The organism is Streptococcus sp. A11, from assembly GCF_043674225.1.
Lineage (GTDB): Bacteria > Bacillota > Bacilli > Lactobacillales > Streptococcaceae > Streptococcus > Streptococcus suis_V.
This window is the reverse complement of sequence record NZ_JBIMJS010000007.1, coordinates 73,546-99,354: the sequence shown is the minus strand read 5'-3', so window position 1 is coordinate 99,354 and position 25,809 is coordinate 73,546. Positions and strand designations below refer to the sequence as shown.

The window sequence follows — 25,809 nt, the reverse complement described above, 5'->3', positions numbered from 1 at the left end:
TAGCTCCTAGTAAAGCTTAACAAATGGATAACTTCAAAATCACCTTTTTGGTCTCACATCATTGACAAAGGTACAAAAAGAGGGTTTCCCCTCTTCAGAATTTATCTAGAATTTACTTTCTCAAACCTCCAAAGGTTCCCAAAACCTTTGGAAGTTGGAGATAATGGGAGTGGGAAAGAATTCGACCAGTCTAAAAAGAGTTCGTCAACAAGTCTTTATTTCTAGTTGTTGAGCTGAAACAGTCTATCCCCAGACTGTTTCACTCCCACCCCGCATAGCTCAAACTGTCTGGGAGACAGTTTGAGGTTGGAGATGAAGCGAACTCTGTTCGCATCAGTCGTATAGGTCAGATTTGGAGTGTGAAACACGAATAAATCTGCCAATCAACCACTGCGCTGAGATGTTGACACGAACTCTGAGAAGCGAGGCTGGACTTTCTGCCCAGACGCATCCAAAAAGCTGTAGAAGACAGTTAAAGATTAAAATAGAGCGAACAGAGTTCGCACCATTCGTTAGGTCTAGTTTGGAGCGTAAAACTCGAACTATCGAGGATTGTTTCACAATCCCTGTTTCCCACCTTTCACAATTCCCCGAACCTTTTGAACAATCAACCCCTGCGCTAATGTAATTTTGTTAATCAAAGAACTAGAGGTTGGACTTTATGCCCAACCTCCTCTTTCAAAATAAGTTCAATTACTGACCTTCTGTGGCCAGTGTGTCTGATGCTGAAACCTCTGCTGTAGGAGCTGTAGGTGCAACTTCCTCTGGAGCTAATTCAGCCGGCGGTGCTACAGAAGGCTCCACAGGAACCTCTACAACCGCTGGTACTTCATAATATTCCTCTACAACTGGTTGTTCTATCACTACTTCTGGTGCAGGAGCCGGTTCAGCCTGGCTTGGTTCGGTTTGATTGTCTGCCGCCTGGTCTTTCTGGTGCTTCTCAACATATTTGCGGGTTTCTTCTGCCCGAATCTTTTCAGCCTTTAATTTTGCCTGTGTTTCTGCTTCTTTCTGCTTAGCAATCGCTTGCTTAACCGTATCGATTCGCTTCTGCAGGCTCTCTTTTGCAGTCGTAGCCTGTAACTTATCCACAGCAGCCTGGGCAGCTTTCAAGTCAGCCTCACTGGAAGATTTTTCCAATTTTTTCACAGCTTTTTCAGCCGAAGAGAGACTGGTATCAACCGTTTCAGACTGCTCAGCCCTAGTCTCTTTTGTTGCAGTTGAGCCATTGAACCAAATTGCCAATAAACTAATGGATAAAATCAACACGATACCTGCAATTATGGCAATTTCATCCAAGGATAATTTTTCATCTTTTCGATTCATTTTCGTTTCCTCATACTAACATTCTACACTCGTAATGAAAAATCTACTTATTTTGCGGTCTTCACCTTGCCATCCCAGCCATTCAAACCATAGCTCAAGATATAGATGTCATTAAACCCTTGCTTTTTCAAATAAAGAGCTGCTGGGGTAACCAATTGACCACGGTCATTTTCATAGATCAAAACAGGCTTGTCCTTGCGAAGGGCATTAGTACTTTGCTTGAGCTGCTGGTAGGGAATATTCCGCGCACCCAAAATGTGCTTGCGGTTATACTCGCCCGGCTCGCGCAGGTCAATCAGCTGACCACCATGGATTTTCTGCGCAAATTCCGCATTGTCAATGACCTGGGCTGCACGACGCAATCTCCAATAATTAAAGCCCATCCAGGCACCCAATAGGGCTACAAATAATAAAAGTGTCCACAAGGTTTCCATCTACTTCTCCTTCAATCTCTGGTACTCTAATTCCAAACGATGTTCCCGGCGTAAAACCAACTCAGCCTCCATGTATTCCAGCCTATCCAGAACTCCAGCCTGGTAGACCCTATTGAGCTCAATCTGCATCATTTCAATATCATACAAACGATTTCCCATATACACAATGATACCAAAACGTTTGAGCAACTGCTGCACATCGTAAAGTCGTTCCATAAGAAAATTCTAGCAAAATATAGGGATATTTTCAATAGAGAAATGAAGGTTAAAGCAAAATTCGACTAGAAAAAGACCTGCCGAGTGCAAGCCTTTTCCTGTGAATAGAGGTTCTAGCTATATATAGCCCTTTTCCTGTGCAATCTTAACCGCAGCGGTGCGGTTTTCAGCACCTAACTTGGACAGGATGGAGGTCATGTAGTTGCGGACTGTCCCGTCAGACAGGTGGAGCTGGCTGGCAATTTCCTTATTGGACAGCCCCTCTGCCACCAGCTTGAGCAGCTGACTTTCCAAGTTGGTCAAGGGACTGCGTTGGGTTAGGAGAATGTCCATCAACTCTGGCGAATATTCCTTCCGCCCCGCCAAGACCGTTTCAATGGTCCGCATGAGGTCTGCTATGGAGCGTTCCTTGAGCACATAGGCATCCACATCTGCCTTGACCGCCCGCTCAAAATAGCCCGGTCGCTTGAAGGTGGTCATGATGACAACCTTGACGGGCAAGGTTTTTTCTCGCACCCATTCCAAGACATCCAGCCCTGTCTTCTCAGGCATTTCTATATCTAAGAGCACCACATCTACTGGCTCTTTTTCCAAAAGAACAATGGCCTGACTGCCGTTTTCTGCCTGTAAAACAGCCTCAACCGTATCTTGAAAGCCCAAGAGCTGACAAAGGGCGTCCCGCAGCATTGCTTGATCTTCTGCGACTAAGATTCTCATTCTACCACCTCCTCAAACGGAATTCGGATGGACAGGCGGGTGGGCTTGGCCAGAGAAAGAAACTCCAAACTTCCTTTCACCGTTACCAACCTGTCTTTTATGGTATGCAATTCCTGACCTGTCAACTGGGTAAAGCCCACACCGTTGTCTTCGTAGTGCAAAACCAATTCTTGCTGGTCTTTTTCAAACATCAAACGGCATTTGCTAGCCTGGCTGTGCTTGAGCAGGTTGTTAGCCAACTCTCTCAGCACCATAGCCAGTTTGTTCTGAACGGGCAAGCTGAGCTGCTCTGCTATTTCCCCGCCCAAGACGACAAAATCCACTCCTGCCAAGTCCAACATCTGCTGCAAAATCTGGAGTTCCTCTGCCACGGTATGCTGCTTGATGGACTGGACAATCTGGCGGACCTCCTGCATGGAGTCCTTGGCTAAGGTCTGAAGGTCTGCCACTTCCTTCTTGGCCTGGTCAATCTGGTCGTGGTCTAACAAAGTCTGGACCAGCTCAGCCTTGACAGACAGCATGGCAAAGACATGACCCAGTGTGTCGTGCAAGTCCTGACCGATACGGTTGCGTTCATTCTCAGCCAGCAGGAGATTGATAGACGCATTCTGCTCCTGTAGGCGTTGCTGAAGGGCTGCCCGCTTGGTCTCAATCCAGCTGAAAATCAGCAAGGCCAAGCCAAAGAAGTGGATAACAAGTGCAAAAGCTCTCATCTCAAAAGGAACAGGGCCAAAGAGAGCCCAAAGAATAATGGCCAGTAACAAGATTCCATAGGACACCGTCCGATAGGTCGGACGAGTTTCCTTGTAGTACCAGCCCAGCATATTGGACAGGTTGAAGATAAAGAGGGAAAATTGCAGATTGCCCCAAAAACTCATGACGGCGATATAGCCAATCAGGTAAAACCAAGCCAGCATGGAATAGAGCTTGTGGTCGGTATAAAAGAGGGAGCAATAGACCAGGGCAAAGAGAATGGTCGCTAGGACAACTGCCGTCGGATTAGGACTATACTGGGCATAGTAAAAGGGAAAATAGAGAAAGACCATGCCCACGAAAAACATGAGCGGTACCTTTCTTTTTTCAAATATCATCTGTCACCTCACTGCTGCTCCGATTTTCTATTCAGTATCAGAGCAATTCCTAAGAAAATTATCGCATAGCCTAGGACAATTAGCAAGGATTTCCAGAGAAAATCTCCTTCTTGAGCGTAAGTGGTCACCAGTTGGTTGACATGGTAGCTGGGCATGAGTTTACAAATCCGCTGCACCCAGTCTGGAAAGAGGGAAACAGGCATCCAAGAGCCACCCATGATGGCCAGAACAAAGTAGAGCAAGTTTGCCACAACCGACATGGCCTGTTCAGATTGGATTTGCACCAAGAGCAAGCCAATGGCTAGAAATACGATAGAGGTTGCAAGGAGTATGAGTGCGGACACGACCCATTCCTGAGCTGACAAGTCTACCCCCTTGACCAAGCCACCCACCGCAAAGACAATGGCGATGGAAGATACAAAGCAGAGCAAGACCCGCACCAGTTTGGACAGGTAGTATTGCCAGATTGGCAGGGGCGAATGCTGGATAAAGGTCAACCAGCTATTTTTTCTGTCCTCTGCCAGCATCGTGGGAAAGGTGAAAAGGGCAAAGCCCGACATGGAAAAACCTGTCATGGTCAGCATATAGGACTGGATAAAAGCCTTTTGTATGGCTGCATCGTCAAACTGGAGCGTCGATGAGAAAATCAGGAAAAAGATGACGGGCATACCGATAGACAGGAGAAATACTCCCAAACTTCTGGATAACTTTACCGCCTCTACTTGAACTAATGCTTTCATGATTCTTCCTCCCTTGTCTTGTCAAATAGGCTGTTGAGCAGGGTTTTGTTCTGAACCTCTAGGTCTGAAATCCGACAACCTGCCTCCTGCAAATTCGCCCAAACCTGCTCAATGGCTCGGGTCTTGAAGCTGACCGTGTCTTGTTTGTAGCTGATTTCATTGATTTCAGCTAAGCTCTCCACCACCGCCGCAAAAGCAATCGGCAACGTCACTTCTTTTTCTTGCTCCTCACTCCGCATGGCAAATGGCGTGGTATCTCTTAGTAGCCGCCCCTGGTGCAAGACCAAAATCCGCTCCGCCGTATGCTCCACTTCCTCTATATAGTGGCTGGTATAAAAAATAGTCACACCCTGAGCCTTGAGTTCATGAACAATCTCCCAGAACCGCTGACGGGTCGAAGTATCCATGCCCGCCGTCGGCTCGTCCAAGAAGAGCAACTTAGGCTTGCCAATCAGGCAGATGACGAAAGCCAAGAGCCGCTTCTGACCACCCGATAGCTTGCCGGCCAGCTGGTTTTTTTGCTCTGGGGAAAAGCAGAGCAGGCTGTCGATTTCCGCATCTGTCAGACTGTCCTTGTAGATAGCTTGGAAAAAGCGGAGCAATTCCTTGACCTTCAGGTCTGTCGGAATGGCATTTTCTTGAGGTAAGACTGCCACCTTTTCCTTATTGGACTGAGCCTGCGGAGCCAGACCGTCCAACAAAACCTGGCCTTTCGTCGCTTTCCTATCTCCCAACAAACAAGACATAAGCGTCGTTTTCCCAGCCCCATTTGGACCAATCAAAGCCACACATTCTCCAGACTTGATTTCAAAGGAAATATCAGACAAAATGGTCCGTCCTTTGATGATTTTTTTTAATGCTCGTACTTCTATCATCTTTCTACCTCCTACTTCTTGAACATCTTACATAGACAGTATATCTCGAAAATGAAGCCCGAACTAGAAGGCTTTGTCATTAACTCATGTGACAAATGTCATATTATTGTCATTTAGTTTATCTTTGAATATTTTCATCTAATTTTGCTTTGATACATCGACACTTTCGACTTGCTGCACTCTTCATAAGTGACTTGATTGCAAGTTTCATCCACAATCCAGTCTAAAATCTAATTCATTCAACTATCGTCTATGCAGCAAAAAAAGAGTCCTACTGGACCCTTCATCTATTTACAATTTCGGAGCTTGTCCCAATTCTGCCTGCAGCATCCAAATATGCTTATCAAGGCTGGCCTTGGCAACGTTGAAAATATCATTGGTCACGCTGTCGCCTTCTTCATCGCTAATGTCAAAACCTTCCTGGAAGAGGGTAGCCAATGTACGAAACACTTCTACCACACGCGCTAACTGCTGTTCCAAGGTCAAGCTGTATCTTCCCGGAACCTCCTTGAGTTGACTGTTTTCCGAAAATTCTACAAGCGTTGAAAATGGAGCGCCACCCAAGGTAATCAAACGTTCACTCATTTCATCTAGGTAACCATCCAACTCATCCATGTATTCATCCATTTTTGGATGCCAAATCATAAATCCAGCACCACGCATGTACCAATGAACCTGATGCAAGATAGAATGAGCCACTGACAGGTCTGCGACAGCCTGATTGAGAACAGCCTTGGTATCCTGATAGTTCAGAGATTTCCCCAGAGACAGACTAGCAACTTCAGCTGATGGCTTCAATATTTCTTTTTTCATAAAAGGAACCTTCTTTCTTTTATTTATATTTATTATAATGTTATTTCAATAAATGTGCAACTAATTACCCTCTAGTGAGAAGTCCATTTTTAGACAAGCAAAGCGCTTGCAAAATGAGGATATTTAAGGTATTCTATAGATAGTCAACACGTGGGAATTTCTCCCATCACTCCCTATAACATCTATTGGAGGTTCATATGTCAGAAGAAAAATTCGGTGCTAAATTAGATCAATTGACTGGTTCTGTCAAAGAGGGCTTGGGCAAATTGACAGGTGATAAAGAGCTTGAAGTGGAAGGTCTTGTTGAAAAAGGGCTCGGCAAAGCTAAAGAGTTGGTCGAAGATGCCAAGGGCTTTGTAGAAGATGCTAAAGACGGCCTCGAAGGTGCTGTCAACGGTATCAAAAACGCCTTTGACAAGGACGAAAAATAAACATGCTAAGGTAACTTCGGTTGCCTTTTCTTGTGAAGTGAAAGGAAAATCATGAAAAAAATTGCATTTGTCTGTCTTGGAAATATCTGTCGCAGTCCAATGGCTGAATTTGTCATGAAAGACTTGACCGACGACTACCACATCGAAAGCCGTGCCACATCAGGCTGGGAACACGGCAATCCTATCTATCCGGGAACCCAGAAGATTTTCAAAAAATACCAGATTCCCTACAGTAGTAGCAAGACATCTCAGCAGATTTCAGCAGCGGATTTTAAGGAATTTGACTATATCATCGGCATGGACAGCAACAATGTCCGTGACCTAAAAAAGATGGCTCCTCCTTCTGCCCAAGATAAAATCTACCAATTTGCCGACAGATCCGTTCCCGACCCTTGGTACACAGGGGATTTCGAGGAAACTTATCAAATGGTCAGCCAGGGCTGCAAGGACTGGTTGGAACGGCTAAAATAAGCAGAGGAATTACGTAACATTTTTGTAATATATGAGAAAAAATGGTAAAATAGTAGGCGAATCTATTCTAGTAAGGGACAAGACATGAAAAGCATGCATTATTCGCTTCCAGAAGATTGGAAGGCCTTCCTCACAAGGCAAAATATCGAACGGTTGACACTCCTATTTATCCTAATCTGCCTGATTTCCGTCTTTATCGGACGCATTCCCAGCCAACGAACCTTGACCCTAGATGACGGTAAAATCAAGTATAGCGGCACCGTCTTGGCCAATAAAATGGACGGTAAGGGCAAGCTGACCTTTGAAAATGGAGATACCTATGAAGGACAGTTTAAAAATGGCAGTTTCAATGGTCAGGGAACCTTCACTTCAAAGGATGGTTGGAGCTATTCAGGTCGATTTGTCAATGGCCTGGCTGATGGAAAAGGTAAGCTAACAACCAAGGCAAAATCAGTCTACGAAGGAACGTTTAAGCAGGGGATTTATCAACATGAGGATTAAATGGTTTTCAACGATTCGAGTGCTAGGACTGGTAATGGTCCTGCTCTATCATTTTTACATCAAATATTTCTCTGGAGGCTTTGTCGGAGTTGACCTCTTCTTCACCCTATCCGGCTATCTGACGACTGCCCTGATTATTGACCAATTTCATGCCGACAAGGAGTTCGATTTCAAGGCATTTCTAAAACGGCGCTTGTACCGTATTTTCCCACCTTTGGTCCTGCTGATTCTGACCGTCACACCTCTGGCTCTCCTGATTCGTAATGATTTTACAGCCAATATCGGACGGCAAATCACAGCTGCTCTGGGCTTTATGACCAACATCTATGAAATTTTGGCCGGTGGTGGATACGAAAATCAATTTACCCCCCATCTCTTTGTTCACACCTGGACCCTTGCGATTGAAGTCCAATTCTACATCATCTGGGGGCTAGCTCTCTGGTGGATAACGCGGCAAGCCAGGTCTGTAGGACAACTTAGAGGAACTATTTTCCTCAGTTCAGGCCTCCTATTTGTCCTTAGCTTCTTTGGAATGTTTATTTCTAGCTTCTTTGTCACAAGCTATTCTAGGATTTACTTCTCTACACTAGCTCACTCCTTCCCCTTCTTTCTGGGGAGCCTGCTTGCGACCATTGTAGGCATCAAGCATACTACAACCGGTTTCCAGAAAATGGTGCAACAATGGGATTTACGGAAGACCCTATTGGTTTTCTCAGGTGGTCTGGGCTTAGAAGCCCTCCTCCTCTTCTTCCTACGGTTTGATTCGATTTTCACCTATCTTTTCGGTTTCTTCCTCTCAAGTCTGGCAACCTGTGCCATGATTCTTGCGGCTAGAATCTTACACGAAAAGACAGCAAGCGTGAAGGAGCCGGTAGCTATCCAGTTTCTGGCGGATATTTCCTACGGTATCTACCTTTTCCACTGGCCCCTTTACATTATCTTCAATCAACTGATTTCCAACCACCTTCTGGCCGTTGGACTGACCTTGCTTGTGACACTGCTGATGGCTAGCCTATCCTACTATGTTCTAGAGCCTTATATTGCAGGCAGGACGGGAAAACTCTTTGGTCTGGAAATTGATTTAGTTCCCTATACCAAATGGTTGGCTATAACGTTCGGTGTTCTCAGCTTGCTTACCTTGGGCATTAGTTTGTTTGTTCCAAAACTCGGTGATTTAGACCATTCGCTTATGGTGGAAAGCCTCAAGCAGGCAGATACCCGCATGACACAGACCAAAAACTTTGCCGAAAAGGGAAAAGCCAGCCATTTTGATATCACAGACGGAGTGACCATTATCGGTGATTCTGTGACACTTCGAGCAAGCGAGCACCTACACGCAGCCCTGCCTGATGCTATGATTGATGCGGAGAAGAGCCGGAATACCATCCAGGCTAACGAGATTCTACAGACCAATATTGACAATGGAACACTCTTGAAAAATGTTGTGGTAGCAACCGGTGCCAATGTGGTCAGCAATTACCAGGAAGAGCTGAAGAAAATGGTTGATATCCTGCCGAATGGTTACCGCTTGATTCTAGTGACCCCCTACGATGGTAACTCTGCTACGTACGATGACCCAATAGCTGAAAAACATGCGCGTTACATTCGTCAATTAGCCAAGGATTATGACTTTATCACCGTGGCTGATTGGAATGCCGTTGCCAAGCAAAATCCTCAGATTTGGGCCGGCACAGACAATATTCATTTTGGTAGCGAACCAAGCACCATCAATGAAGGTGGACAACTCTTTGCACAAACGGTTCAAGAAGCTCTGAAAGAAGCAGAAAACGGCCCGATTAAGAATAAATAAGACCATTGTTGAAAGCAAATAAGCGAGGTAGGAGCCTCGCTTATTATTTTTGTTTACTCTGAAAACGCCATTCGAAGCGTTTTTGATCATAGAAAGGATAGAGGACTGACAGCAGAAAGCCTGCCAACAGCCAACCACCGATAATGTCTGTTGGAAAATGAACGCCGATGTAAATCCTTGAAATCGCAACTAGAGCCGCTAAAATGAGCAGACCAGCTTGAAGCAAGAGCTTTAGTGCTCCCTTCTTCATTCGTTGCTGAATAATGATAACCACCGCTCCTGCAATCATCATGGTCGAGGCAGTGTGCCAGCTAGGATAGGAATAACCAATCGTATCGATTAACCATTCAATACTAGGGCGCGGCCGTTGGTAGACATATTTCAGGGCTGTTGATGCCACCCCCATAACCGCAAAACTAGCAAGAATCAAGGAAGCCTCCATCTTCCACTTTTTATAAAAATAGAAGAAAGCTGCAAGGAGCAAGGAAATAGTCAGAATAATCACTGTATTTCCAAGAACCGTAATCGAGGTCCAAAACTGGCTGGCAATGCTAGGTAGATTGCCACGGACAAGTGTCTGAATTGCCGTGTCAAAGCCTGCGACTGCCTCTGGATAAAATTTGACCGTATAGCCTAGAATAACAAAGGCCAGGGCCAAAAAAGATGCGTTTCGTAAATGTGTTTGTTTGTTTTTCATGTATTTAGTTTACCATAGAATGGTTAAACTTTCTTTAAAATTGGCTGGGCTGCCTTGTAACATACATAGAAAGCCAGCGACAGCACGATTCCCTGCAAGAGGTTGAAGGGAAGGACCATGGCAAAGAGATAGTTGCCAAGTCCTAGAGTTTGTTTGATATCGAAGCCTGCAAAGGTCGCATAGACTGGAACAGCATAAACATAGTTCATGACCAGCATGACCAAGGTCGATGCAATTGTTGCCACAGCTGCTGTTTTCACATAATTTTTCACTGTCTGGTCTTTTTTCCAAATGTAGGCCACAACTAGAATGAAGACTGACATAGCTGCAATATTCATTGGCAGACCAATAATGGTCGATGCACCTTGGTTGTTCAAAATCAACTTGAGCAAGGTCCGGATGAAAAGAATCGCAAAGCTTGATTTCAGATCCAGCATCAAGAGACCAAAGAGAATGGGTACGATTGAAAAGTCCACTTCCAGGAAATTAGCTGTTGGAATCAGCGGAAATTTCAAGTACATGAGCAGAAAAGATACTGCTGAGAGAATGGCGATAATCGTCATTTTGCGTGTGTTTGTCATAAAGGTTCCTCCAATTTTTGAAAATTGAAGAAGGCCAAAAGAGCAGGCCGAGGCCAACTACTTCGTCTTCTCCCATCCAGACTGTACTGTCGGTTGTGGAATTGCACCACATCAGCTTGCGCTCGCAGACTTATTTACTAGATAATTTCTTTTTTGACACTTGTCTAAGGTGGTGGGGACGTCAGCAAACCTTCGGTTTCATGACTTATTTTCGAGCCTAAGGTCTCGAAAATCCCCTGTCATCCTATTTTTGAATAGGATGACTTCCACCACGGCGACAAGCGTCGGACTTGCGACCTTCGGTCGCTCCTGCTGCCGCCCTCAAAGAAAAATTTTCAAAATAGAGAAACTATCTTAATAAAATCACTGCCGGTCGGGAATTTCACCCTGCCCTGAAGACTATTTAATGATACCAAAAAAGCCTTGCCTCTGCAAGACTTTGGTAATGATGTCACATTATTTGAGTTTGTCCCCTTCATAGGCATGGACCAGGTCAAGGCCTGCAAATTCCTGCTGACGCAGGGCTTCATAGACAATCATGCAGACTGTATTGGATACATTGAGGCTACGGACGTGCTCATCGTTCATAGGAATGCGGATAGCCTTTTCTGGATGCTGGCGCATGAATTCTTCTGGCAGGCCCTTGTCCTCACGCCCAAAAAGAAAATAATGTATTCCCTCCTGATAGGACTGGTTGGAATAGGTCTTATCAGCGAATTTTGACACCAGATGTACCTGGCCATGCTGGCTGGCGTAGGTCATAAATTCATCTAAATTTTCATAAAAACGGACGTCCAGCTTGTCCCAGTAATCAAGACCAGCTCGTTTCATCTTGCTATCATCAATAGGAAAACCCATGGGCTTGATAATGTGCAGAGGACTGTTGGTCGCAGCACAGGTCCGGGCGATATTGCCCGTATTCTGGGGAATTTGTGGCTCAAACAGAACGACGTGGTTTTTAGCTGTTTCTTCTTTGTAGTGCAATTCTTCGATATTCATTATCTTTCATCTCATTTCAAGTAAAAAAAATGCCACACTGCCCGGAGTCAAGCTCAGCAAACAGCATGGTGAATGATGATTCATTCACTTAACTCACAACAGGTTTGAGTTAAATCAATGAAATCGTGTTACTATTATACCGCTCAGTTGATGCCTCTGTCAAGGATTTATTCCCAAAAATCACCATTTTTCGCTATTTTTTACACCTTTTCATACTTTATTTCTTCTCAGGCTAAAATGGTCCGGTACTGGATCATCACCACCTTCCACAAAGGGATGACAGCGCCCAATACGGGCCAGGCCCATCAAGAATCCCTTTGAGCCGTGCTTCTGCAAGGCCACAATCATATAGGCCGAGCAGGTAGGTCGATAACGGCAAGACGGTGGAAAGAGGGGCGAGATAAATCGTTGGTACAGCCGGACCAGGCCGATGATGAGCCTGGTCATTTCTTCTTAGCTGGCTTGGTAACAGCCATGGTATGGAGCTTGCTGATGTCCTTCTTATTGAGCTTGCGGTACTCACCTGGACGCAGACCTGTCAAGTCTAGATTACCAAAACGAGTCCGAGACAGCTTGTCCACCTGTAGACCAACCGCTTCAAACATCTTCTTAACCTGGTGATTGCGCCCCTCATGGATAGTCAATTCGACCACCGAACGGTTCTTGACAGGGTCCACCTTGATAATCTCATAGACAGCTGGCTTGGTTTTCTTACCATCAATGACCACTCCACGGGTCAAGGGACGAAGAACGTCCTTATTGGCAACCCCCTTGACACGCGCCAGATAGACCTTATCAATCTCATTGCGCGGGTGAATCATCTCGTCTGTGAAATCTCCATCGTTGGTCAAAATCAAGACACCTGATGTATCCCAGTCCAGACGACCCACGGGATAAATCCGTTCCTTGACCGTAGGCAAAAGGTCTACGACCGTCTTTCTACCCTTGTCGTCCGATACGCTGGAAATCACTCCACTAGGCTTGTTGAGCAGGTAATAGACCTTCTCTTCATTGTAAATAGGCTGGCCTTCTACCTCAACCCTGTCACCAGACTTGATGACAGTTCCCAATTCACGCACCACCTGACCATTGACAGTCACCAGCCCCTGCTTGATCAATTCCTCAGCCTTGCGTCGGCTGGCAATGCCTGCGTGGGCAATATATTTGTTAATTCTCATCTTCTAACTCATTTCTTTCTAGGAAAAGCTCTGTTTCCTCATCTTTCAGGTCCAAATCTGACACATCCGGCAATTGGTCCAGGCTGTTAATCCCCATGTAGTCCAAAAAATAATCAGTGGTCACATAGAGATTTGGCCGGCCCAACACCTCCTTCTTGCCATTTTCCCGAATCAAATCAAAAGCCTGGAGCTTACTAATGGCACCGCTGGAATTGACCCCACGGATGTCATCCACCTCTATCCGTGTAATGGGCTGCTTGTAGGCAACAATAGACAGGGTTTCCAAGAGGGCCCGGGACATGGTCTGGTTTATCGGTGTCTTGGCATAAATCCGCAAGAGCTCGGCAAATTCCTTCTTGGTTACCAGCTTGTAGCGGTTGGATGATTCCAAGAGTGCCAGACCAGAATCCTTATCCGCCATGTACTTTTCAGATAATTTCTCCAACTGCTGGATGAGGGCGGTCGGCTGCATGTCCAGCATCTCCGCTAGATTACGCAAGGTCAGGCCTTCCTCACCTGCCACAAATAGCAGGACTTCTATTTCAGCTAATCGGCTCATGCTCCCTCCTTACTAGGTAAATGTCCCCAAAAGCCTCCGTTTGTTCAAAGCTAATCTCATGGACCTTTACCAACTCCAAAGTGGCCAGGAAAATGGTGATAACCTCATTGATATCCTGACTATCCTTAAAGAGCTGGCGCAACTCCAGACGCGAACCAGCCTTAAAGTGACTACGGACCAGGTCCATCATGTCCTCAATCTTGTACTCATCTCTGGCAATGGTCGTATGCGATTGGCGCAGGCTTGCCTGCTTTTCAGCCATGACTTTGGAAAAAGCCAGGAACAAATCGACAACGGTCTTATCCTGGACCAGTTGCACATCTTCGTAGACCAGCTCTTCCTTGGGCTTGGAGAAACTCTTGGCCCGCTCATCATGTTGCTCTCCCAGCTTCTCGCTGAGAAGTTTGAATTTGCGGTACTCTTCCAATTGGTCCAAGAGCTCCAGCTCTGGGTCATCTTCTGGGTCTGTCTGCTCCACTACCTTGGGCAGGAGCCTCCGACTCTTGATGACCACCAACTGACTGGCCATGAGCATGTATTCACCTGCCACTTCCAGCCGCATGGCCTGCAAGGTGGCAATATAGGTTAGATACTGCTCAATGACCTCTGTAATCGGCACCTGGTAGATGTCCATCTGGTACTTGGACACCAGGTGGAGCAAGAGGTCCAGAGGTCCTTCAAAATCTTTCAGTTTAATATCCATTACTTGTATTTTTCCAAACTCATGCTTGATTTCAAGCCCAATTGTTTGACCAGCTGGTCCAGAGACTTGCCTTGCTTGATTTGCCTCAGAATATACTGTTCTCTCAATTTCTGGGCGGTCCAATCTGACCGACCTATGGAGCTAACAAATTCAGTCAAGCGATTAAAGAACCACTGGCGGGAATAGGTTTGCCCTTTTTTGTCAAAAAGATAGACACCGGTCAAGCGATTTTCTAGGTAGGGCAGGATCTCTTTAGGAATATCCAGGACCCGCTTGGTCTGACCCTTCTGGACAGTCAACACCTGAAAAACTAGGTTGAGGTCATCCACAGTCAGCTCTGCTATTTCACTAGGCGTCAGCCCTAAAAAGCCAATCAAAAGAGCAATGGTCTGCCCATCAAGAAAGGCTGTCTCCGTCCATAAGGGGGACAAATCTTCCACCTGTGGTCGCTGCTTGATAGAGGCAGGGCTGGTCAGGGCCTTGAGCTTATAAAATCGCTCCAGCTGCCCCTCCTCGTAGAGAAAATAGAGGAACTGATTGACTGCTGACAACTTGCGCTTCTGGGCAGCAGGCTTCAGAGTCAAGAGCGTCTGCTGGTAGGTCAAGAGCGTCTGCTGGTTGACCTGGCCCTGGGTCACCTCCATGAATTGCTGTAGGTCATAGGTGTAGGACTTCTGACTGTTGCTGCTTATGGACTTGCTCCTGATAAATGCTGCAATCCAATCTTTCATTTTTTTGCCTCTTTAGACGGCAGGGGAAAGTTGTGGAGCAGGGCATTGATGGCCTTGAGAATGGATTTCCGAGTAATAATCCCCTTGAACTCCCCATTTTCACCCAGAACAGGAAGGAAGGACTGGTCGACCAATTTTCGCATGACTTCTGTCAGGTCGTAATCTTGACCAACTGTCTCCTCATCCGTCTTCGCAATCAGGGAAATATCGCTATTAAGCTCATCATCGCTCAAGCCATTTTCAGCCTGGTAACGATTGATTTCCGTCAGGCCAATGGTGCCGAAAAACTGTCCTTCTTCGGTCACAACAGGTACCCGTGAATAGGACATGTGGCTGAGCAGGAGCTTGGCATGGTCGATATTATGGCTATCAATAATGACCGCCAGCTTATTAGCCGGAGTCAAAAAAGTCTCTTCTTGAGCCAGCAAAAATGCTTCAAATTCGCGTGCAATCATCGTGGAATGTCCTTTGTTAGTGGCTGATAAATCTGGTGCTGACGATTGTAGTGTTCAACATGGAAGTGACTATCTGTAATGGTCACCAGGGCATAGAGGCACTCTCTGACCAAGCCCCGTGGCTGACTGACTGATCCAGGATTGAGAAAGAGGGTCTTGCCCCGCAGCTCTGCATCGGGCACATGTAGATGCCCGTAGAGACAGATATCCGCCTCCACCTCTTGGGCCCAATAATCCAACCGCTGCCAGCCATAATTGATGCCATAGAGATGGCCGTGGGTCTGGGCAATGGTCACATCCTCCAACTGGGTAATCAGCCTATCTGGATAGCAACCAAAGTAGTCACAGTTGCCATTGACAACGTATATTCCCTCCCAAAGCTGGTCTTGGCTGTCTAGCTCCGAATCTCCATTGTGAAAGATTGCATCAACCTTGCCAAGGTAACGGTTCTTAATTTCCTCTACAATCTTACGGTCTCCATGAGAATCACTCATGACTATGATTGTCTTGCTTGCTCCTGCCATACTGGAAATGCCTCCAACAATTTTTCTAAGGCTTGCGCCCGGTGGGAAATCTTATTCTTCTCTTCTAGACTAAGTTCAGCCGACGTCTTGCCAGTCTCACCGACCAAAAAGAGCGGATCGTAGCCAAAACCATTTTCTCCCTTGGGTTCTGTGCCAATATAGCCTGCCCAATCTGCCTCAACCACCAGGCTTTCCCGACCCGGTGCTGCCATGACCAAGGTGCAATGGAACTGGGCCGAGCGGTCCTTGGTCTCAAACACCATGGCTAATTCGTGGAGCAACTTGGCATTGTTACGGCTGTCTGTCGCCTCTGGACCTGAAAAACGAGCTGACCAAACTCCTGGTAAACCGCCGAGGACATCTACCTTGAGACCCGAATCATCTGCCAGGACCATCTTGCCTGTCAGCTCTGCAATGGTTTCCGCCTTGAGACGGGCATTCTCCTCAAAAGTGGTCCCTGTCTCAGCCAAATCTGGCAGGTCAGGATAGTTGTTGAGATTCTCAACCTGATAGCCCAATTTCTCAAAGAACTTGCGAAATTCCTTGGTCTTGCCTTCATTTTTAGTGGCAATCAGAATGCTGTCTCCAAGACCGGCCAAGCCTTGCTCCTGACCAAAGAAAGCCTCTGTGGACACCCCTTCCTTGGGCAAGTAAACCAGGTGCAGTTTTTCGCCTTCAGTCACCAGCACAGCTCCCTGGTGCTGGATAGCCTTGAATTGGCGGTTGTTGAGGTCATTTAAGACATCGAGAGCAAACTGGATGAGTTTGAAATCCGAATGCAATCGAATAATCTCAATCTGGACGCACTGGTTGTAGTCATCTTCATATTTTGAGGCAATAAGTTGATCGAAAGCATGCCCCAATTGATATATTTCCTGCTCTCTTCCAGTCTCACCAAAGCTTCCAAATAGATTGGCAAAGTTCGCCTTGCCAATAAACCAATTCTGCTCGTCCCTGTATTCGTAAATCTTTTCTGTCATAATTCTACATGCTCCACTTGAATATCAATGCCCAACCAGCTTTCTGCGATATCCTTAAAAGCCTCTGGGCTGGCTGTTGTATAAAATCGATGTTGAAGATTGGCCTCCGTCCGACTGCGATTGAGCTGGAAATAATTGAGCAAAACGGAGATATCCCGCGCTGTTTCTGCCCCAGAGTCAATCAGTTTTACATCCTGCCCCATGGCATTTTGAATGATAGCCCGCAGGAGGGGATAGTGGGTGCAGCCCAGCACCAGGGTATCCACCCTCCCCATAAGGGGCTTGAGGGTTTCGTAGACCACCTTCTTGGCCAGGCTAGACTGGTGGCTATTGGACTCCACCAGAGGGACAAATCGTGGGCATGCCAAGCTTTCAACCTGAGTTTCCGGCGACAAGGCCTGAATTTTTTCCCGGTAAATATCTGACTGGATAGTCATAGCTGTGCCCAACACCCCTACCTTGCCAGACTGGGTCGCCTTGATAGCAGCCGATGCCCCTGGCAAAATCACACCTAAAACTGGAATATCCAACTTTTCCTTAACCTCTTCCCAGGCAACAGCCGTCGCTGTATTGCAGGCGAAAACAATCATTTTAACATTCTTGGTCAAGAGAAAATTGACCAGCTGCCAGGTATACTCTCTGATTTGTTGAGCTGGCCTTGGGCCGTAAGGGGCCCTGGCCGAATCGCCGATATAGACGACTTCTTCGTGGGGAAGTTGACGCATGAGTTCACGAACCACCGTCAGACCACCCACACCTGAATCTAAAAATCCGATTGGTCGATTATCCATATAGTTTCCTAGGACTTTCTCCAAACAAAAGGACTTGGGAATGAATCCCCAGCCCCAGTGCTTGCTTATTTTTTCTTGTTAGTTGCTACTTTTTGTTGGCTCTTGATTTGGCGCAATACCTGCTGAACCTTAGCTTCGCTTGGTTTTTGACCCATTTGGCTCATCATCAAACGAAGAGCATTTTCATCCAAAATAGGCTTGTCCGCAATCATTTTTTCAACCTGTTTGCGTGATAGGTAAATACCGAGAGCAACACCACCAGCAAGTGCTAAGACAACCAATAATATAACAATTCCGATTCCGATTTGCATTTCAATCTCCTATAGACTGTATTCTAATTTTCTATCTCTATTATACCAAATTTTCCCGTCTTTTCCAAGACTTACTTGTCAAATTCAAAACCGTACAAGGTCGCAAAGTAGTCTTCTGGCGTTTCAGCCCGTCGAATCATACGCGCTCCGCCATTTTCCTCCAAGAGAATCTCCGCTGAACGCAGGCGTCCGTTGTAGTTATAGCCCATGGAGAAACCGTGAGCACCCGTATCATGGATAACCAGGGTGTCCCCCACTTCTGCGCGTGGCAATTCACGATTGACTGCGAATTTATCGTTGTTTTCGCAGAGAGAGCCCGCCACATCCACTACTTCAATCGGAGCGTCTGGTCGACTGATATTGGTGATATGGTGGTAGGCACCATAGAAGGCTGGACGCATTAGGTTGGCTGCTGAGGCATCCACACCGACATAAGTCCGATAGGTTTCCTTGCGGTGGAGAACCTTAGTAATCAGATGCCCATGTGGCGCCAGCATAAAGCGTCCTAGCTCCGTAAAGATTTTCACATGTCCCATGCCAGCAGGCGTAAGAATTTCTTCGTAAACCTTGCGGACACCCTCGCCAATCACGGCAATATCATTTGGCTCCTGGTCTGGACGGTAGTTGACCCCAATACCACCTGACAGGTTGATAAAATCAAGTGTGACACCTGTCTCCTCACGGATTTCCAGGGCCAATTCGAAGAGCTGGCGCGCCAATTCTGGATAGTAGTCATTGGTCACAGTGTTGGAGGCCAAGAAGGCATGGATACCAAATTCCTTAACGCCCAATTCTTTCAAGTCCTTGTAACCCTGCATGAGCTGGGCCTTAGTCATGCCAAATTTGGACTCTTCTGGATGGTCCATGATGTCTGTACCAAGCGAGAAGATGCCACCCGGATTATAACGTAGGCAGACTGTCTCAGGAATACCGGCTACATTTTTCAAAAACTCGATATGCTCATAGGCGTCCAAGTTAATGGTCGCTCCAACTTCGCTCGCATAGACAAATTCTTGCGCCTGGGTATCATTGGAAGTAAACATAATGTCCGTAAAGCCCATTTTGGCACTCATCAGCACTTCCACATCCGTCGCACAATCCACACCGCAGCCCTCTTCTTGCAAAATTTTCAAGATAGCTGGTGTCGGTGTCGCCTTAACCGCAAAATATTCCTTAAAGCCTGGGTTCCAAGCAAAAGCAGCATTGAGCGCACGCGCTTTTTCACGAATTCCCTTCTCATCGTACAAGTGAAAAGGCGTTGGAAATTGGTCTGTAATCGTCGCAAGGGTTTCCTTATCAATAAATGGTATTTTGGTCATAACTCATTCTCCTCAATTTTCTAACCATTATAGCATAGAAAGGCATTTTCAGAAAATGAAAAACCCACTCGGAGAGTGGGAAGTTTTAATCTCGATTTAAGTTACCGAAAATGCGGAGCAAGTTCAGGAACAAGTTAATAAAGTCAAGATAGAGCTGCAGGCCCATAGAAACGACCCAGCCTTGACCGACATTTCCGCCTGTTTGCTCGAAAACAGTGCGGATGCGCTGATTATCATAGGCAATCAAACCTGAGAAAATCAAGACAGAGATGATAGACATAGCGAAGCTGATACCTGAGCTACGTAGAAAGATATTGACAACACTGGCAATAATCACTCCCCAGAGAGCTGCTCGAAGAGCCTGGGCCATGCCGGACAGATTTTTCTTGGTGGTCATCCCGATAATAGCCATGACTGCAAACATGAGGGCAGTTGATACAAAGGCCAGGGCCACTGTTTCACCTGTATAGGCCAACAGCACGACACTCAGAGTGAAACCATTTGTCACTGAATAGCCCAAAAACATAGGCAGAGCCAGCGGACTATTTTTAGCCGCCATAGCTGAGGCCGCAAAGACCAGGGCAATCTGGGCAATCATGATAATCATCATGAGCATGGAACCACCACGCATGAGAGCGAATAAAGTGTCTCGGAAAACTGTCACTGTCAAAAACGACACCAAGGCCGACAAGCCAATTCCCATAGCGACAACGCCGTAAACCTTACCAAAGAAACGGTTGAGGGCGGTATTGTCCACCTGGTTGATAATTACTGAATCATTATTCATAGAAAACTCCTTTATTTATTGAAAACGTAGAATTTTGCGATGCTTCCACTTGTGCTGCAGGGGCAGACTCCATTCACGAACCGCCCAATACTTGTCCACGCAGGTGACAATCCAAGATTCCTTGTAGCGGGGAGGGGCAATGGTAGCACCGAACATGTGTTTGACGATAATATCCTCTTCGACCTTATTGAGCTTGGTCAATTTCTGGGCATTGCGCTTGGCAATCCTTGGGTGGACCCAGGCATGGCTCTTCTGAAATTTGGTATCCCGCCAGTCATAGAAAAACAAATCGTGCAAGAGACCGCCTCTAGCTGTCGCTTTGGCATCCCAGCCAAATTTTTTGGCAATTTTATAGCTGGTGTAGGACACATTGATGGAATGTGCCAGCCGTGTCGAATGGTAGTGGTGGGGAATAGTGCCCAATTTTTGCACCTTGGGCGTCTCAATCAGATGGCCCACATAGCACATATACTCTTTATCTTTTTTGTAAGCTGTCAAATCTTGACCTCCTCGGACTATTATAGCATAGTCTACCAAGATAGCCTTAAATAAAACTAAACATAAGAATACCGGCAGCTATGGCCACATTAAGACTTTCCGCCTGACCCTGCATGCTGATGTGGACCAGCTGGTCCGCCACTTCCTCCATGTAGGCTGAAATTCCTTGACCTTCATTGCCCATAACCATAGCAAAGCTAGGACCAGGTTGGAAGTCCTTATAGTCCACCGACTGGCTTGACAGGGTCGTTGCTAAGATTGGCAACCCTTGAGCTTGCAGGTATCTGACAAGCTCCTCCACAGGCAGACGATAGATCGGCAGATGAAAATGACTTCCCTGCATGGACCGCAGAACTTTAATATTGTAAATATCAGCCGACTTGTCCGTCAAAAAAATACCGTCAAAACCAGCCGCGTCTGCTGTCCGAATCATGGTGCCCACATTGCCTGGGTCCTGGACATCTTCCAAGACCAGGAATTTGCCGGTAAGGCTTGTTGGCAAGTCTTGTCTAGGAAGGGCCAGCTGGGCAAGGACACCCTGGGGAGACTTGGAATCGGCCAGGTCCCGCATGATGTCAGGTGTCACTAGACTAACATTGGGCAAACCAGCAACCCGCTCTGCGTATTCTTCCAAGACCAAGATATGCTCGAAAGTCGCACCAGCAGCACCAGCCTCTTCTAGCAGATGCCAGCCCTCTATCAGATAGGAGGAGGTCCGGTATTTTTTCTGCTGCAATTTCTTGATTTGCTTGACCAGATTATTGGCCTTTGAGCGGATAATGTCCATGGCTGCTCCTTTTTATTTCTTATTGTCCATGATATAATAAAGTAAGTTACTTGTCAAAAAGGAGACCCCCATGAGAAAGGTCAAAATGATTGCCTCTGGTCGTGTCCAGGGAGTTGGTTTTCGTTGGTCAGTCCAGGCTCTGGCTCTGGAAATCGGTGACGTCTACGGCCGTGTCTGGAACAATGACGATGGAACAGTCACCATCCTGGCCCAGTCGGATCAAGCTGACAAGCTCAGCCATTTTATCCATGAAATACGAAAAGGACCTTCTCGTATGGCCAGGGTCAACTATCTAGATGTGAATTTGGCCAATTTCCCGGATATGACAGATTTTAAAGTCAGTCATTGCTAGGGCTTGAGAAGAATTTTTAAGGCTGGTAAGTGAAAAACTTGAGAATTTTGACCAAAACAAGTACAATAGAGACTATATTGTAAAAAAGGAAGTTTAAAATTGAAAAATAAACGATTCATCAAATTGTCAGGCTTGTCACTGGCAACTCTGCTCTTCTTGTCGGGCTGTGTGCAGACAGATAAAAGTGGTAATCCGACCGGTTTCATCTGGAACTATCTGGGGCAACCAATGTCTTATCTCATCGAATACTTTGCTGAGAACCAGGCCCTGGGCTATGGTTTGGCCATTATCATCGTGACCCTGATTGTCCGCTTGATTATCCTTCCACTAGGTATTTACCAATCTTATAAGGCGGCTATCCAGTCTGAAAAGATGAACTACCTCAAGCCAATTCTTGGTCCAATCCAGGAACGTATGAAGAATGCAAGTTCTCAGGAAGAACAGCTTGCTGCCCAACAAGAATACTTCGCTACGCAAAAACAGTACGGTGTGAGTATGTTGGGAGGCATGGGTTGTTTACCACTCCTGATTCAGATGCCTTTCTTCTCGGCTATCTACTTTGCGGCTCGCCACACTCCAGGTATTGCTGAGGCTAGTTTCCTCGGTATCGACCTGGGCAAATCCAGCCTGCTTTTAACAGCTATTGCAGGTGTACTCTACTATGGACAATCCCTCCTCATGCAGGTCGGTATGGATGAAGAACAGAAAAAGCAAATGAAAACCATGGCACTGATGAATCCGCTCATGATTGTGATGATCTCATTTGGCTCTCCTGCTGGTGTAACCCTTTACTGGGTAGTCGGTGGTCTGATTAGTCTTATCCAACAAGCCATCACCAACTTCATCCTCAAGCCACGCATTCGCAAGCAGGTAGAGGAAGAATTTAAGAACAAACCCTTGAAAGCTGCACCAGGCAAAGTCAAAGATGTGACCCCAGCTGCATCAGCTATCATCGAAGAAAAAGCATCTAAAAAGAAAAACCGCAACGCTGGTAAACAACGTTCGAGATAGAAAGAGACAACCATCTGAAGCAGGTGGTTGTTTTATTTGTAATTAGAAGTCAAAAGTTAAGGAAAAATCCTGAGTTTGTAGACAAAGTCTCTTTTCAGATTTTCCTGAGGTGATGTCGGACGGTAGTAAACTTTCTTGCTTCTGGGTTTACTCCTCAAACAGTCCCCCAGACTGTTTGAGCTACCTACGGAATTCCATACCTAGTATTTTAGCCTAAGGTCTCAAATACTCCGAATACTTGAAACGACAACGTTTCAGGCCAGCGGAAAGTCCTGGCTTAGGGCTCGCTCCGCTTGCAAAATAAACTACATTTTCGTTTTTTCTTAGCGGAGCTACTCAGTTTATTTATCCAGAATACAGTTTGTCGACGTTCTGAAATACTGATTTTTTGCCCCTTAAACAAGAAAAAAGCCTGTCGGACAAGCTAGAAAGCTTGATATGACGGGCTTTTTCATGCTGAATTATTTTACAGCGTCTTTGAGTGCTTTACCAGCTTTGAAAGCAGGAACCTTAGAAGCTGCGATTTTGATTTCTGCACCTGTTTGAGGGTTGCGACCTGTACGTGCTGAACGCTCACGAACTTCGAAGTTACCGAAGCCAATCAATTGAACTTTCTCACCAGCTGCAAGGTAGTCAGCTACTGCTGCGAATACCGCATCAACTGCTGCTGCAGAATCTTTTTTAGTCAATGAAGTTGCTTCTGCAACTTTTGCGATCAAATCTTGTTTATTAGCCATTTTGCTAAATCCTCCAATTATTTTCTGAGTGACTACTCACTCTAATATCTTATCCAATTTTAAGCTTTTGGTCAAGCTTAAAGTGTTATTTTATTTCTGTTTTGTAAATATCAATAATAAATTGGTCATTATATAAATCAAGCGTATTCATTTTGGCATAAATCCCTAGCTTATTCTCCATTTCCTGGAGCTGGACCTGCACTCTAGATGCCTCCGTATCCACATGGACATAGTCTGGAAATTTATAATTTTTCTTCAAATAATTTAGAACCTCTGCTTTGGGTAAAGATAGACTGCCTGCTGAAACTTCCATTATTTGCAACATGATACTTCCATCCTTCATCTTGCTTGGCTGGAAATAGAGATAGAGGGGAATTTCCACACCAAACAACTTGTAACTGCCCTCAAAGACAATCTGTTGGCTGGTCAGGGCAATGGAATATTCAAAATCTTTGGTTTGATATTCTTTGAGATAATTTTCAAGTGTCTGATTCAGCTGTTCTCTGGTGGTCGTAAATGTCCCTATTTTGACATCGTCGGGATTATTTTTTACGAAAACCGTCAAGTCTTCACGCTTATCCTGCACACGATTGATAAGGACAATATAGGCACCAACATTACAAGCTAGAAGTGCCAAAAACAACCATTTCCAAATCTTTATCTTACCATTCTTTTGGGGTTTCATGTATTTTCTCCACGATTGCTTTCTTTATAATTTCATAGCCCGTATTATTGGGATGAAAACTATCTTCGTTGTAGAGTAGATTATTTCTAGTCCCTGCATCAGTGGAACTGACACCCACCTCTTCTTCCAATCCCTTGTAAAGCAAATCATTGATGGGAACAAAGTAAACCTTATCCTGCTCTTCAAGCGTCTTGGCAGTCACTTCATTCCAATTATCCACGATTGTCTGCATTTCGGTCATCTCTGGAAAACTTAAAAAGAAAGGATTGTAAATACCAACAACGTAAATAGGTAAATCCTTATTTTGCTTGTGGGCGTAGTCAATAATCTCTTTCAGTCTTTTGGCATAATCCTTGGATGGCTTATTGAAAGAAGATACTTTTAAATCGGTGATATTGTTCATAATCACCTTTCGCAAATCATTTCCACCAACCGTCAAAGTCATCAAATCCGCCCGCTTCAAATCTGCCTGCAATTTCTTATCAGACTTCATCCTTTTTAAAATTTGGTTGCTGGTATTGCCTGCAATGCCATAATTGGCATCGACAACATCCACTGAGAGCTGGTTGGCCAAATCTTGAGCCAGTAGCGGAACAAAGCCACCTTGGCCCGTGGTATCCCCCACACCTTCCGTCAATGAATCACCAATCGCAATATAGTGTAGAATGGGGCGCTCGTCTGACTGACTGATTTCTGAAGGAGTCACCCTTGATGCAGCCTTTGGAATCAGCCGGTCAAACAGAAAGACAGCCAATATCAAGCACAGAAAGAAATAAAAGAGCCCATGAAAAACTTTTCGATTATTCATAACGTACTAAGACAGCCCAGGCATCTTCACCAGTGTGGGTTTGGATGATAGAGCCGGTTTCTAGAACAGCGATATCCTTGGCTAGGTAGGGCTGTAACTGTTCTTTCATCTGCTGGGCAAAATCTGCTGCGCCTGCATAGGAAATGCCGATTTCAGCCACCTTTTTATCGGCTAATTGACCAATAAACTCATCCAACCATTTCTTGAAGGTCTTGTTGCCCCGGCCCTTCACAATTGGCTCTAGCTGATGATTTTTCATGGTCATAATGACACGGATATTGAGCAAGCTGCTTAAGAGCCCTTGAACGCGACCAATACGGCCTCCCTTAACCAGATTTTCAAGCGTCGATACGCCAATATACAATTCTGTTTTTTCTCGCACCTGCTCGATGGCCGCCAAGATTTCCTCCTTGCTAGCCCCAGCTTGAGCCAGACGAGCAGCCTCAACCACCTGGAATTTTGCAGCCTGGTCTGTGAAACTTGAATCAATAACCGTCACATCAACGCCGGACAAGGTTGCCCCTTGACGAGCAGCCTCAACGGTGCCCGAAAGAGCGTGAGATAAGACGATGGCAATCACTTGACTACCGTCCTTGGCCAAATCAGCAAAGGTTTCTGCAAAGACCCCCACTGGTGGTTGACTGGTCTTCGGCAAGCTCTTAGCATCGCGCATCAGTTGTAAAAATTGCCCCTCTGTCAGGTCGCTATCCGAATAGACCACTCCATCAATCATCACCGAAAGAGGAACAACCGTAATTCCCAGTTCTTCCAGCAAGTGTGGCTCGATAGTGGTGCTTGAATCTGTTACAATTTTAATCCTTGACATATTTCATCCTACAATTCTCTACAAATATGTCTACTATTATAGCAAAAATCACCTCAAAAATAAAA

At 45.8% G+C, this 25,809-nt stretch carries 35 protein-coding genes; 6 read left to right on the top strand and 29 right to left on the bottom strand.

Annotated elements, in window-relative coordinates:
- Positions 1 to 693 precede the first annotated feature (693 nt).
- The 8 genes from ACHBIF_RS05745 to ACHBIF_RS05710 all read right to left on the bottom strand — a co-directional run bounded on the left by ACHBIF_RS05745 (position 694) and on the right by ACHBIF_RS05710 (position 6,212).
- The gene (locus ACHBIF_RS05745; protein WP_257104744.1) at positions 694 to 1,326 is read right to left on the bottom strand and encodes a hypothetical protein; all 633 of its coding nucleotides are present in this window, start codon (positions 1,324 to 1,326) and stop codon (positions 694 to 696) included.
- A 47-nt stretch (positions 1,327 to 1,373) separates the two neighbouring features.
- Entirely contained in the window at positions 1,374 to 1,760 is a 387-nt protein-coding gene (locus tag ACHBIF_RS05740) for a rhodanese-like domain-containing protein (RefSeq protein ID WP_105123528.1), read from the bottom strand.
- Positions 1,761 to 1,976 (bottom strand): YqgQ family protein, encoded by a 216-nt coding sequence (locus ACHBIF_RS05735; RefSeq protein ID WP_105110460.1) that lies wholly within the window; start codon positions 1,974 to 1,976, stop codon positions 1,761 to 1,763.
- A gap of 117 nt (positions 1,977 to 2,093) precedes the next feature.
- Complete coding sequence (locus ACHBIF_RS05730) at positions 2,094 to 2,693, bottom strand: response regulator (RefSeq protein ID WP_394719226.1); 600 nt, start codon at positions 2,691 to 2,693, stop codon at positions 2,094 to 2,096.
- Positions 2,690 to 3,784, bottom strand: coding sequence for a histidine kinase (locus ACHBIF_RS05725; protein ID WP_172059791.1), 1,095 nt, complete (start codon positions 3,782 to 3,784; stop codon positions 2,690 to 2,692). Before ACHBIF_RS05725 ends, ACHBIF_RS05730 begins: the two co-directional genes overlap by 4 nt.
- Before the next feature lie 8 nt (positions 3,785 to 3,792).
- Entirely contained in the window at positions 3,793 to 4,524 is a 732-nt protein-coding gene (locus tag ACHBIF_RS05720) for an ABC transporter permease (protein WP_394719223.1), read from the bottom strand.
- The gene (locus ACHBIF_RS05715; protein ID WP_394719221.1) at positions 4,521 to 5,399 is read right to left on the bottom strand and encodes an ABC transporter ATP-binding protein; all 879 of its coding nucleotides are present in this window, start codon (positions 5,397 to 5,399) and stop codon (positions 4,521 to 4,523) included. The genes ACHBIF_RS05720 and ACHBIF_RS05715 overlap by 4 nt, the downstream gene beginning before the upstream one ends.
- Positions 5,400 to 5,690: 291 nt before the next feature.
- On the bottom strand, positions 5,691 to 6,212 hold the full coding sequence (locus tag ACHBIF_RS05710; protein ID WP_394719219.1) for a DNA starvation/stationary phase protection protein: 522 nt from the start codon (positions 6,210 to 6,212) through the stop codon (positions 5,691 to 5,693).
- Between the two features lie 197 nt (positions 6,213 to 6,409).
- Here ACHBIF_RS05710 and ACHBIF_RS05705 point away from each other — a divergent pair, with 197 nt between their 5' ends.
- The 4 genes from ACHBIF_RS05705 to ACHBIF_RS05690 all read left to right on the top strand — a co-directional run bounded on the left by ACHBIF_RS05705 (position 6,410) and on the right by ACHBIF_RS05690 (position 9,425).
- A complete protein-coding gene (locus ACHBIF_RS05705) occupies positions 6,410 to 6,643 on the top strand; it encodes a CsbD family protein (RefSeq protein WP_105160609.1) in 234 nt (77 codons plus the stop codon).
- 51 nt (positions 6,644 to 6,694) lie between these two features.
- Positions 6,695 to 7,114, top strand: coding sequence for a low molecular weight protein-tyrosine-phosphatase (locus ACHBIF_RS05700; protein ID WP_105160610.1), 420 nt, complete (start codon positions 6,695 to 6,697; stop codon positions 7,112 to 7,114).
- Between the two features lie 84 nt (positions 7,115 to 7,198).
- Complete coding sequence (locus ACHBIF_RS05695) at positions 7,199 to 7,615, top strand: hypothetical protein (protein ID WP_105136862.1); 417 nt, start codon at positions 7,199 to 7,201, stop codon at positions 7,613 to 7,615.
- The gene (locus ACHBIF_RS05690) at positions 7,605 to 9,425 is read left to right on the top strand and encodes an acyltransferase family protein (RefSeq protein ID WP_394719216.1); all 1,821 of its coding nucleotides are present in this window, start codon (positions 7,605 to 7,607) and stop codon (positions 9,423 to 9,425) included. Before ACHBIF_RS05695 ends, ACHBIF_RS05690 begins: the two co-directional genes overlap by 11 nt.
- A 43-nt stretch (positions 9,426 to 9,468) precedes the next feature.
- Here the strand turns inward: ACHBIF_RS05690 and ACHBIF_RS05685 are convergent, their stop codons facing one another.
- From ACHBIF_RS05685 to ACHBIF_RS05605, 17 genes are all read right to left on the bottom strand, one after another.
- Positions 9,469 to 10,122, bottom strand: a complete 654-nt coding sequence (locus tag ACHBIF_RS05685; protein ID WP_172022123.1) for a phosphatase PAP2 family protein — start codon at positions 10,120 to 10,122, stop codon at positions 9,469 to 9,471.
- A 23-nt stretch (positions 10,123 to 10,145) separates the two neighbouring features.
- Positions 10,146 to 10,703 (bottom strand): ECF transporter S component, encoded by a 558-nt coding sequence (locus tag ACHBIF_RS05680; protein WP_394719214.1) that lies wholly within the window; start codon positions 10,701 to 10,703, stop codon positions 10,146 to 10,148.
- Between the two features lie 456 nt (positions 10,704 to 11,159).
- Entirely contained in the window at positions 11,160 to 11,702 is a 543-nt protein-coding gene (locus ACHBIF_RS05675; RefSeq protein WP_394719212.1) for a tRNA (cytidine(34)-2'-O)-methyltransferase, read from the bottom strand.
- 210 nt (positions 11,703 to 11,912) lie between these two features.
- The gene (gene yidD, locus ACHBIF_RS05670; RefSeq protein WP_172073751.1) at positions 11,913 to 12,149 is read right to left on the bottom strand and encodes a membrane protein insertion efficiency factor YidD; all 237 of its coding nucleotides are present in this window, start codon (positions 12,147 to 12,149) and stop codon (positions 11,913 to 11,915) included.
- Positions 12,146 to 12,880: a pseudouridine synthase gene (locus ACHBIF_RS05665; RefSeq protein WP_105160615.1), complete on the bottom strand. Its 735-nt coding sequence runs from the start codon at positions 12,878 to 12,880 to the stop codon at positions 12,146 to 12,148. The genes yidD and ACHBIF_RS05665 overlap by 4 nt, the downstream gene beginning before the upstream one ends.
- Positions 12,870 to 13,439: an SMC-Scp complex subunit ScpB gene (scpB, locus tag ACHBIF_RS05660; RefSeq protein WP_105111929.1), complete on the bottom strand. Its 570-nt coding sequence runs from the start codon at positions 13,437 to 13,439 to the stop codon at positions 12,870 to 12,872. The genes ACHBIF_RS05665 and scpB overlap by 11 nt, the downstream gene beginning before the upstream one ends.
- Positions 13,423 to 14,142, bottom strand: coding sequence for a segregation/condensation protein A (locus ACHBIF_RS05655; RefSeq protein ID WP_105160616.1), 720 nt, complete (start codon positions 14,140 to 14,142; stop codon positions 13,423 to 13,425). The genes scpB and ACHBIF_RS05655 overlap by 17 nt, the downstream gene beginning before the upstream one ends.
- Positions 14,142 to 14,873: a site-specific tyrosine recombinase XerD gene (xerD, locus tag ACHBIF_RS05650; RefSeq protein WP_394719208.1), complete on the bottom strand. Its 732-nt coding sequence runs from the start codon at positions 14,871 to 14,873 to the stop codon at positions 14,142 to 14,144. The genes ACHBIF_RS05655 and xerD overlap by 1 nt, the downstream gene beginning before the upstream one ends.
- On the bottom strand, positions 14,870 to 15,328 hold the full coding sequence (gene cbpB, locus ACHBIF_RS05645) for a cyclic-di-AMP-binding protein CbpB (RefSeq protein WP_105111926.1): 459 nt from the start codon (positions 15,326 to 15,328) through the stop codon (positions 14,870 to 14,872). Before cbpB ends, xerD begins: the two co-directional genes overlap by 4 nt.
- Positions 15,325 to 15,852 carry a metallophosphoesterase gene (locus tag ACHBIF_RS05640; protein ID WP_394719206.1) on the bottom strand — a complete coding sequence of 176 codons (528 nt, stop codon included), beginning with the start codon at positions 15,850 to 15,852 and terminating at the stop codon, positions 15,325 to 15,327. The genes cbpB and ACHBIF_RS05640 overlap by 4 nt, the downstream gene beginning before the upstream one ends.
- Positions 15,825 to 16,832, bottom strand: coding sequence for a nucleoside-triphosphate diphosphatase (locus ACHBIF_RS05635; RefSeq protein WP_394719204.1), 1,008 nt, complete (start codon positions 16,830 to 16,832; stop codon positions 15,825 to 15,827). The genes ACHBIF_RS05640 and ACHBIF_RS05635 overlap by 28 nt, the downstream gene beginning before the upstream one ends.
- Positions 16,829 to 17,623, bottom strand: coding sequence for a glutamate racemase (gene racE, locus ACHBIF_RS05630; protein WP_105111923.1), 795 nt, complete (start codon positions 17,621 to 17,623; stop codon positions 16,829 to 16,831). The genes ACHBIF_RS05635 and racE overlap by 4 nt, the downstream gene beginning before the upstream one ends.
- Before the next feature lie 65 nt (positions 17,624 to 17,688).
- Entirely contained in the window at positions 17,689 to 17,934 is a 246-nt protein-coding gene (locus ACHBIF_RS05625; RefSeq protein WP_394719201.1) for a YneF family protein, read from the bottom strand.
- 71 nt (positions 17,935 to 18,005) lie between these two features.
- Entirely contained in the window at positions 18,006 to 19,253 is a 1,248-nt protein-coding gene (locus ACHBIF_RS05620; protein ID WP_105160620.1) for a diaminopimelate decarboxylase, read from the bottom strand.
- A gap of 85 nt (positions 19,254 to 19,338) precedes the next feature.
- On the bottom strand, positions 19,339 to 20,040 hold the full coding sequence (locus ACHBIF_RS05615) for a Bax inhibitor-1/YccA family protein (RefSeq protein WP_105160877.1): 702 nt from the start codon (positions 20,038 to 20,040) through the stop codon (positions 19,339 to 19,341).
- A 15-nt stretch (positions 20,041 to 20,055) separates the two neighbouring features.
- Positions 20,056 to 20,538, bottom strand: coding sequence for an HD domain-containing protein (locus ACHBIF_RS05610; RefSeq protein WP_394719198.1), 483 nt, complete (start codon positions 20,536 to 20,538; stop codon positions 20,056 to 20,058).
- Between the two features lie 46 nt (positions 20,539 to 20,584).
- On the bottom strand, positions 20,585 to 21,325 hold the full coding sequence (locus ACHBIF_RS05605) for a TrmH family RNA methyltransferase (protein ID WP_394719196.1): 741 nt from the start codon (positions 21,323 to 21,325) through the stop codon (positions 20,585 to 20,587).
- Positions 21,326 to 21,395: 70 nt separating this feature from the next.
- On the opposite strand from ACHBIF_RS05605, the gene ACHBIF_RS05600 reads away from it, so the two are divergent.
- The gene (locus ACHBIF_RS05600) at positions 21,396 to 21,677 is read left to right on the top strand and encodes an acylphosphatase (RefSeq protein ID WP_105123512.1); all 282 of its coding nucleotides are present in this window, start codon (positions 21,396 to 21,398) and stop codon (positions 21,675 to 21,677) included.
- Between the two features lie 99 nt (positions 21,678 to 21,776).
- Positions 21,777 to 22,688, top strand: a complete 912-nt coding sequence (gene yidC, locus ACHBIF_RS05595; RefSeq protein ID WP_394719194.1) for a membrane protein insertase YidC — start codon at positions 21,777 to 21,779, stop codon at positions 22,686 to 22,688.
- 461 nt (positions 22,689 to 23,149) lie between these two features.
- Here yidC and ACHBIF_RS05590 read toward each other — a convergent pair whose 3' ends face one another.
- The 4 genes from ACHBIF_RS05590 to ACHBIF_RS05575 all read right to left on the bottom strand — a co-directional run bounded on the left by ACHBIF_RS05590 (position 23,150) and on the right by ACHBIF_RS05575 (position 25,744).
- The gene (locus tag ACHBIF_RS05590; RefSeq protein ID WP_105106668.1) at positions 23,150 to 23,425 is read right to left on the bottom strand and encodes an HU family DNA-binding protein; all 276 of its coding nucleotides are present in this window, start codon (positions 23,423 to 23,425) and stop codon (positions 23,150 to 23,152) included.
- An 85-nt stretch (positions 23,426 to 23,510) separates the two neighbouring features.
- Positions 23,511 to 24,110 carry a YpmS family protein gene (locus ACHBIF_RS05585; protein ID WP_172009244.1) on the bottom strand — a complete coding sequence of 200 codons (600 nt, stop codon included), beginning with the start codon at positions 24,108 to 24,110 and terminating at the stop codon, positions 23,511 to 23,513.
- Positions 24,088 to 24,918 carry an SGNH/GDSL hydrolase family protein gene (locus ACHBIF_RS05580; RefSeq protein ID WP_394719191.1) on the bottom strand — a complete coding sequence of 277 codons (831 nt, stop codon included), beginning with the start codon at positions 24,916 to 24,918 and terminating at the stop codon, positions 24,088 to 24,090. The genes ACHBIF_RS05585 and ACHBIF_RS05580 overlap by 23 nt, the downstream gene beginning before the upstream one ends.
- Positions 24,911 to 25,744 (bottom strand): DegV family protein, encoded by an 834-nt coding sequence (locus tag ACHBIF_RS05575; RefSeq protein ID WP_394719189.1) that lies wholly within the window; start codon positions 25,742 to 25,744, stop codon positions 24,911 to 24,913. Before ACHBIF_RS05575 ends, ACHBIF_RS05580 begins: the two co-directional genes overlap by 8 nt.
- Between the last annotated feature and the right edge of the window lie 65 nt (positions 25,745 to 25,809).

Coding starts and splice junctions, on each gene's coding strand:
- ACHBIF_RS05605 (WP_394719196.1), bottom strand. CDS start 21,325: ATGGACATTATCCGCTCAAAGGCCAATAATCTGGTCAAGCAAATCAAG.
- ACHBIF_RS05675 (WP_394719212.1), bottom strand. CDS start 11,702: ATGAATATCGAAGAATTGCACTACAAAGAAGAAACAGCTAAAAACCAC.
- ACHBIF_RS05685 (WP_172022123.1), bottom strand. CDS start 10,122: ATGAAAAACAAACAAACACATTTACGAAACGCATCTTTTTTGGCCCTG.
- ACHBIF_RS05745 (WP_257104744.1), bottom strand. CDS start 1,326: ATGAATCGAAAAGATGAAAAATTATCCTTGGATGAAATTGCCATAATT.
- ACHBIF_RS05690 (WP_394719216.1), top strand. CDS start 7,605: ATGAGGATTAAATGGTTTTCAACGATTCGAGTGCTAGGACTGGTAATG.
- xerD (WP_394719208.1), bottom strand. CDS start 14,873: ATGAAAGATTGGATTGCAGCATTTATCAGGAGCAAGTCCATAAGCAGC.
- yidD (WP_172073751.1), bottom strand. CDS start 12,149: ATGACCAGGCTCATCATCGGCCTGGTCCGGCTGTACCAACGATTTATC.
- ACHBIF_RS05665 (WP_105160615.1), bottom strand. CDS start 12,880: ATGAGAATTAACAAATATATTGCCCACGCAGGCATTGCCAGCCGACGC.
- ACHBIF_RS05725 (WP_172059791.1), bottom strand. CDS start 3,784: ATGATATTTGAAAAAAGAAAGGTACCGCTCATGTTTTTCGTGGGCATG.
- cbpB (WP_105111926.1), bottom strand. CDS start 15,328: ATGATTGCACGCGAATTTGAAGCATTTTTGCTGGCTCAAGAAGAGACT.
- ACHBIF_RS05575 (WP_394719189.1), bottom strand. CDS start 25,744: ATGTCAAGGATTAAAATTGTAACAGATTCAAGCACCACTATCGAGCCA.
- ACHBIF_RS05680 (WP_394719214.1), bottom strand. CDS start 10,703: ATGACAAACACACGCAAAATGACGATTATCGCCATTCTCTCAGCAGTA.
- ACHBIF_RS05710 (WP_394719219.1), bottom strand. CDS start 6,212: ATGAAAAAAGAAATATTGAAGCCATCAGCTGAAGTTGCTAGTCTGTCT.
- ACHBIF_RS05695 (WP_105136862.1), top strand. CDS start 7,199: ATGAAAAGCATGCATTATTCGCTTCCAGAAGATTGGAAGGCCTTCCTC.
- ACHBIF_RS05600 (WP_105123512.1), top strand. CDS start 21,396: ATGAGAAAGGTCAAAATGATTGCCTCTGGTCGTGTCCAGGGAGTTGGT.
- ACHBIF_RS05585 (WP_172009244.1), bottom strand. CDS start 24,110: ATGAAACCCCAAAAGAATGGTAAGATAAAGATTTGGAAATGGTTGTTT.
- ACHBIF_RS05620 (WP_105160620.1), bottom strand. CDS start 19,253: ATGACCAAAATACCATTTATTGATAAGGAAACCCTTGCGACGATTACA.
- racE (WP_105111923.1), bottom strand. CDS start 17,623: ATGGATAATCGACCAATCGGATTTTTAGATTCAGGTGTGGGTGGTCTG.
- ACHBIF_RS05655 (WP_105160616.1), bottom strand. CDS start 14,142: ATGGATATTAAACTGAAAGATTTTGAAGGACCTCTGGACCTCTTGCTC.
- ACHBIF_RS05730 (WP_394719226.1), bottom strand. CDS start 2,693: ATGAGAATCTTAGTCGCAGAAGATCAAGCAATGCTGCGGGACGCCCTT.
- ACHBIF_RS05590 (WP_105106668.1), bottom strand. CDS start 23,425: ATGGCTAATAAACAAGATTTGATCGCAAAAGTTGCAGAAGCAACTTCA.
- ACHBIF_RS05720 (WP_394719223.1), bottom strand. CDS start 4,524: ATGAAAGCATTAGTTCAAGTAGAGGCGGTAAAGTTATCCAGAAGTTTG.
- ACHBIF_RS05700 (WP_105160610.1), top strand. CDS start 6,695: ATGAAAAAAATTGCATTTGTCTGTCTTGGAAATATCTGTCGCAGTCCA.
- ACHBIF_RS05640 (WP_394719206.1), bottom strand. CDS start 15,852: ATGGCAGGAGCAAGCAAGACAATCATAGTCATGAGTGATTCTCATGGA.
- ACHBIF_RS05740 (WP_105123528.1), bottom strand. CDS start 1,760: ATGGAAACCTTGTGGACACTTTTATTATTTGTAGCCCTATTGGGTGCC.
- ACHBIF_RS05580 (WP_394719191.1), bottom strand. CDS start 24,918: ATGAATAATCGAAAAGTTTTTCATGGGCTCTTTTATTTCTTTCTGTGC.
- scpB (WP_105111929.1), bottom strand. CDS start 13,439: ATGAGCCGATTAGCTGAAATAGAAGTCCTGCTATTTGTGGCAGGTGAG.
- ACHBIF_RS05715 (WP_394719221.1), bottom strand. CDS start 5,399: ATGATAGAAGTACGAGCATTAAAAAAAATCATCAAAGGACGGACCATT.
- ACHBIF_RS05615 (WP_105160877.1), bottom strand. CDS start 20,040: ATGAATAATGATTCAGTAATTATCAACCAGGTGGACAATACCGCCCTC.
- ACHBIF_RS05735 (WP_105110460.1), bottom strand. CDS start 1,976: ATGGAACGACTTTACGATGTGCAGCAGTTGCTCAAACGTTTTGGTATC.
- ACHBIF_RS05635 (WP_394719204.1), bottom strand. CDS start 16,832: ATGACAGAAAAGATTTACGAATACAGGGACGAGCAGAATTGGTTTATT.
- ACHBIF_RS05625 (WP_394719201.1), bottom strand. CDS start 17,934: ATGCAAATCGGAATCGGAATTGTTATATTATTGGTTGTCTTAGCACTT.
- ACHBIF_RS05705 (WP_105160609.1), top strand. CDS start 6,410: ATGTCAGAAGAAAAATTCGGTGCTAAATTAGATCAATTGACTGGTTCT.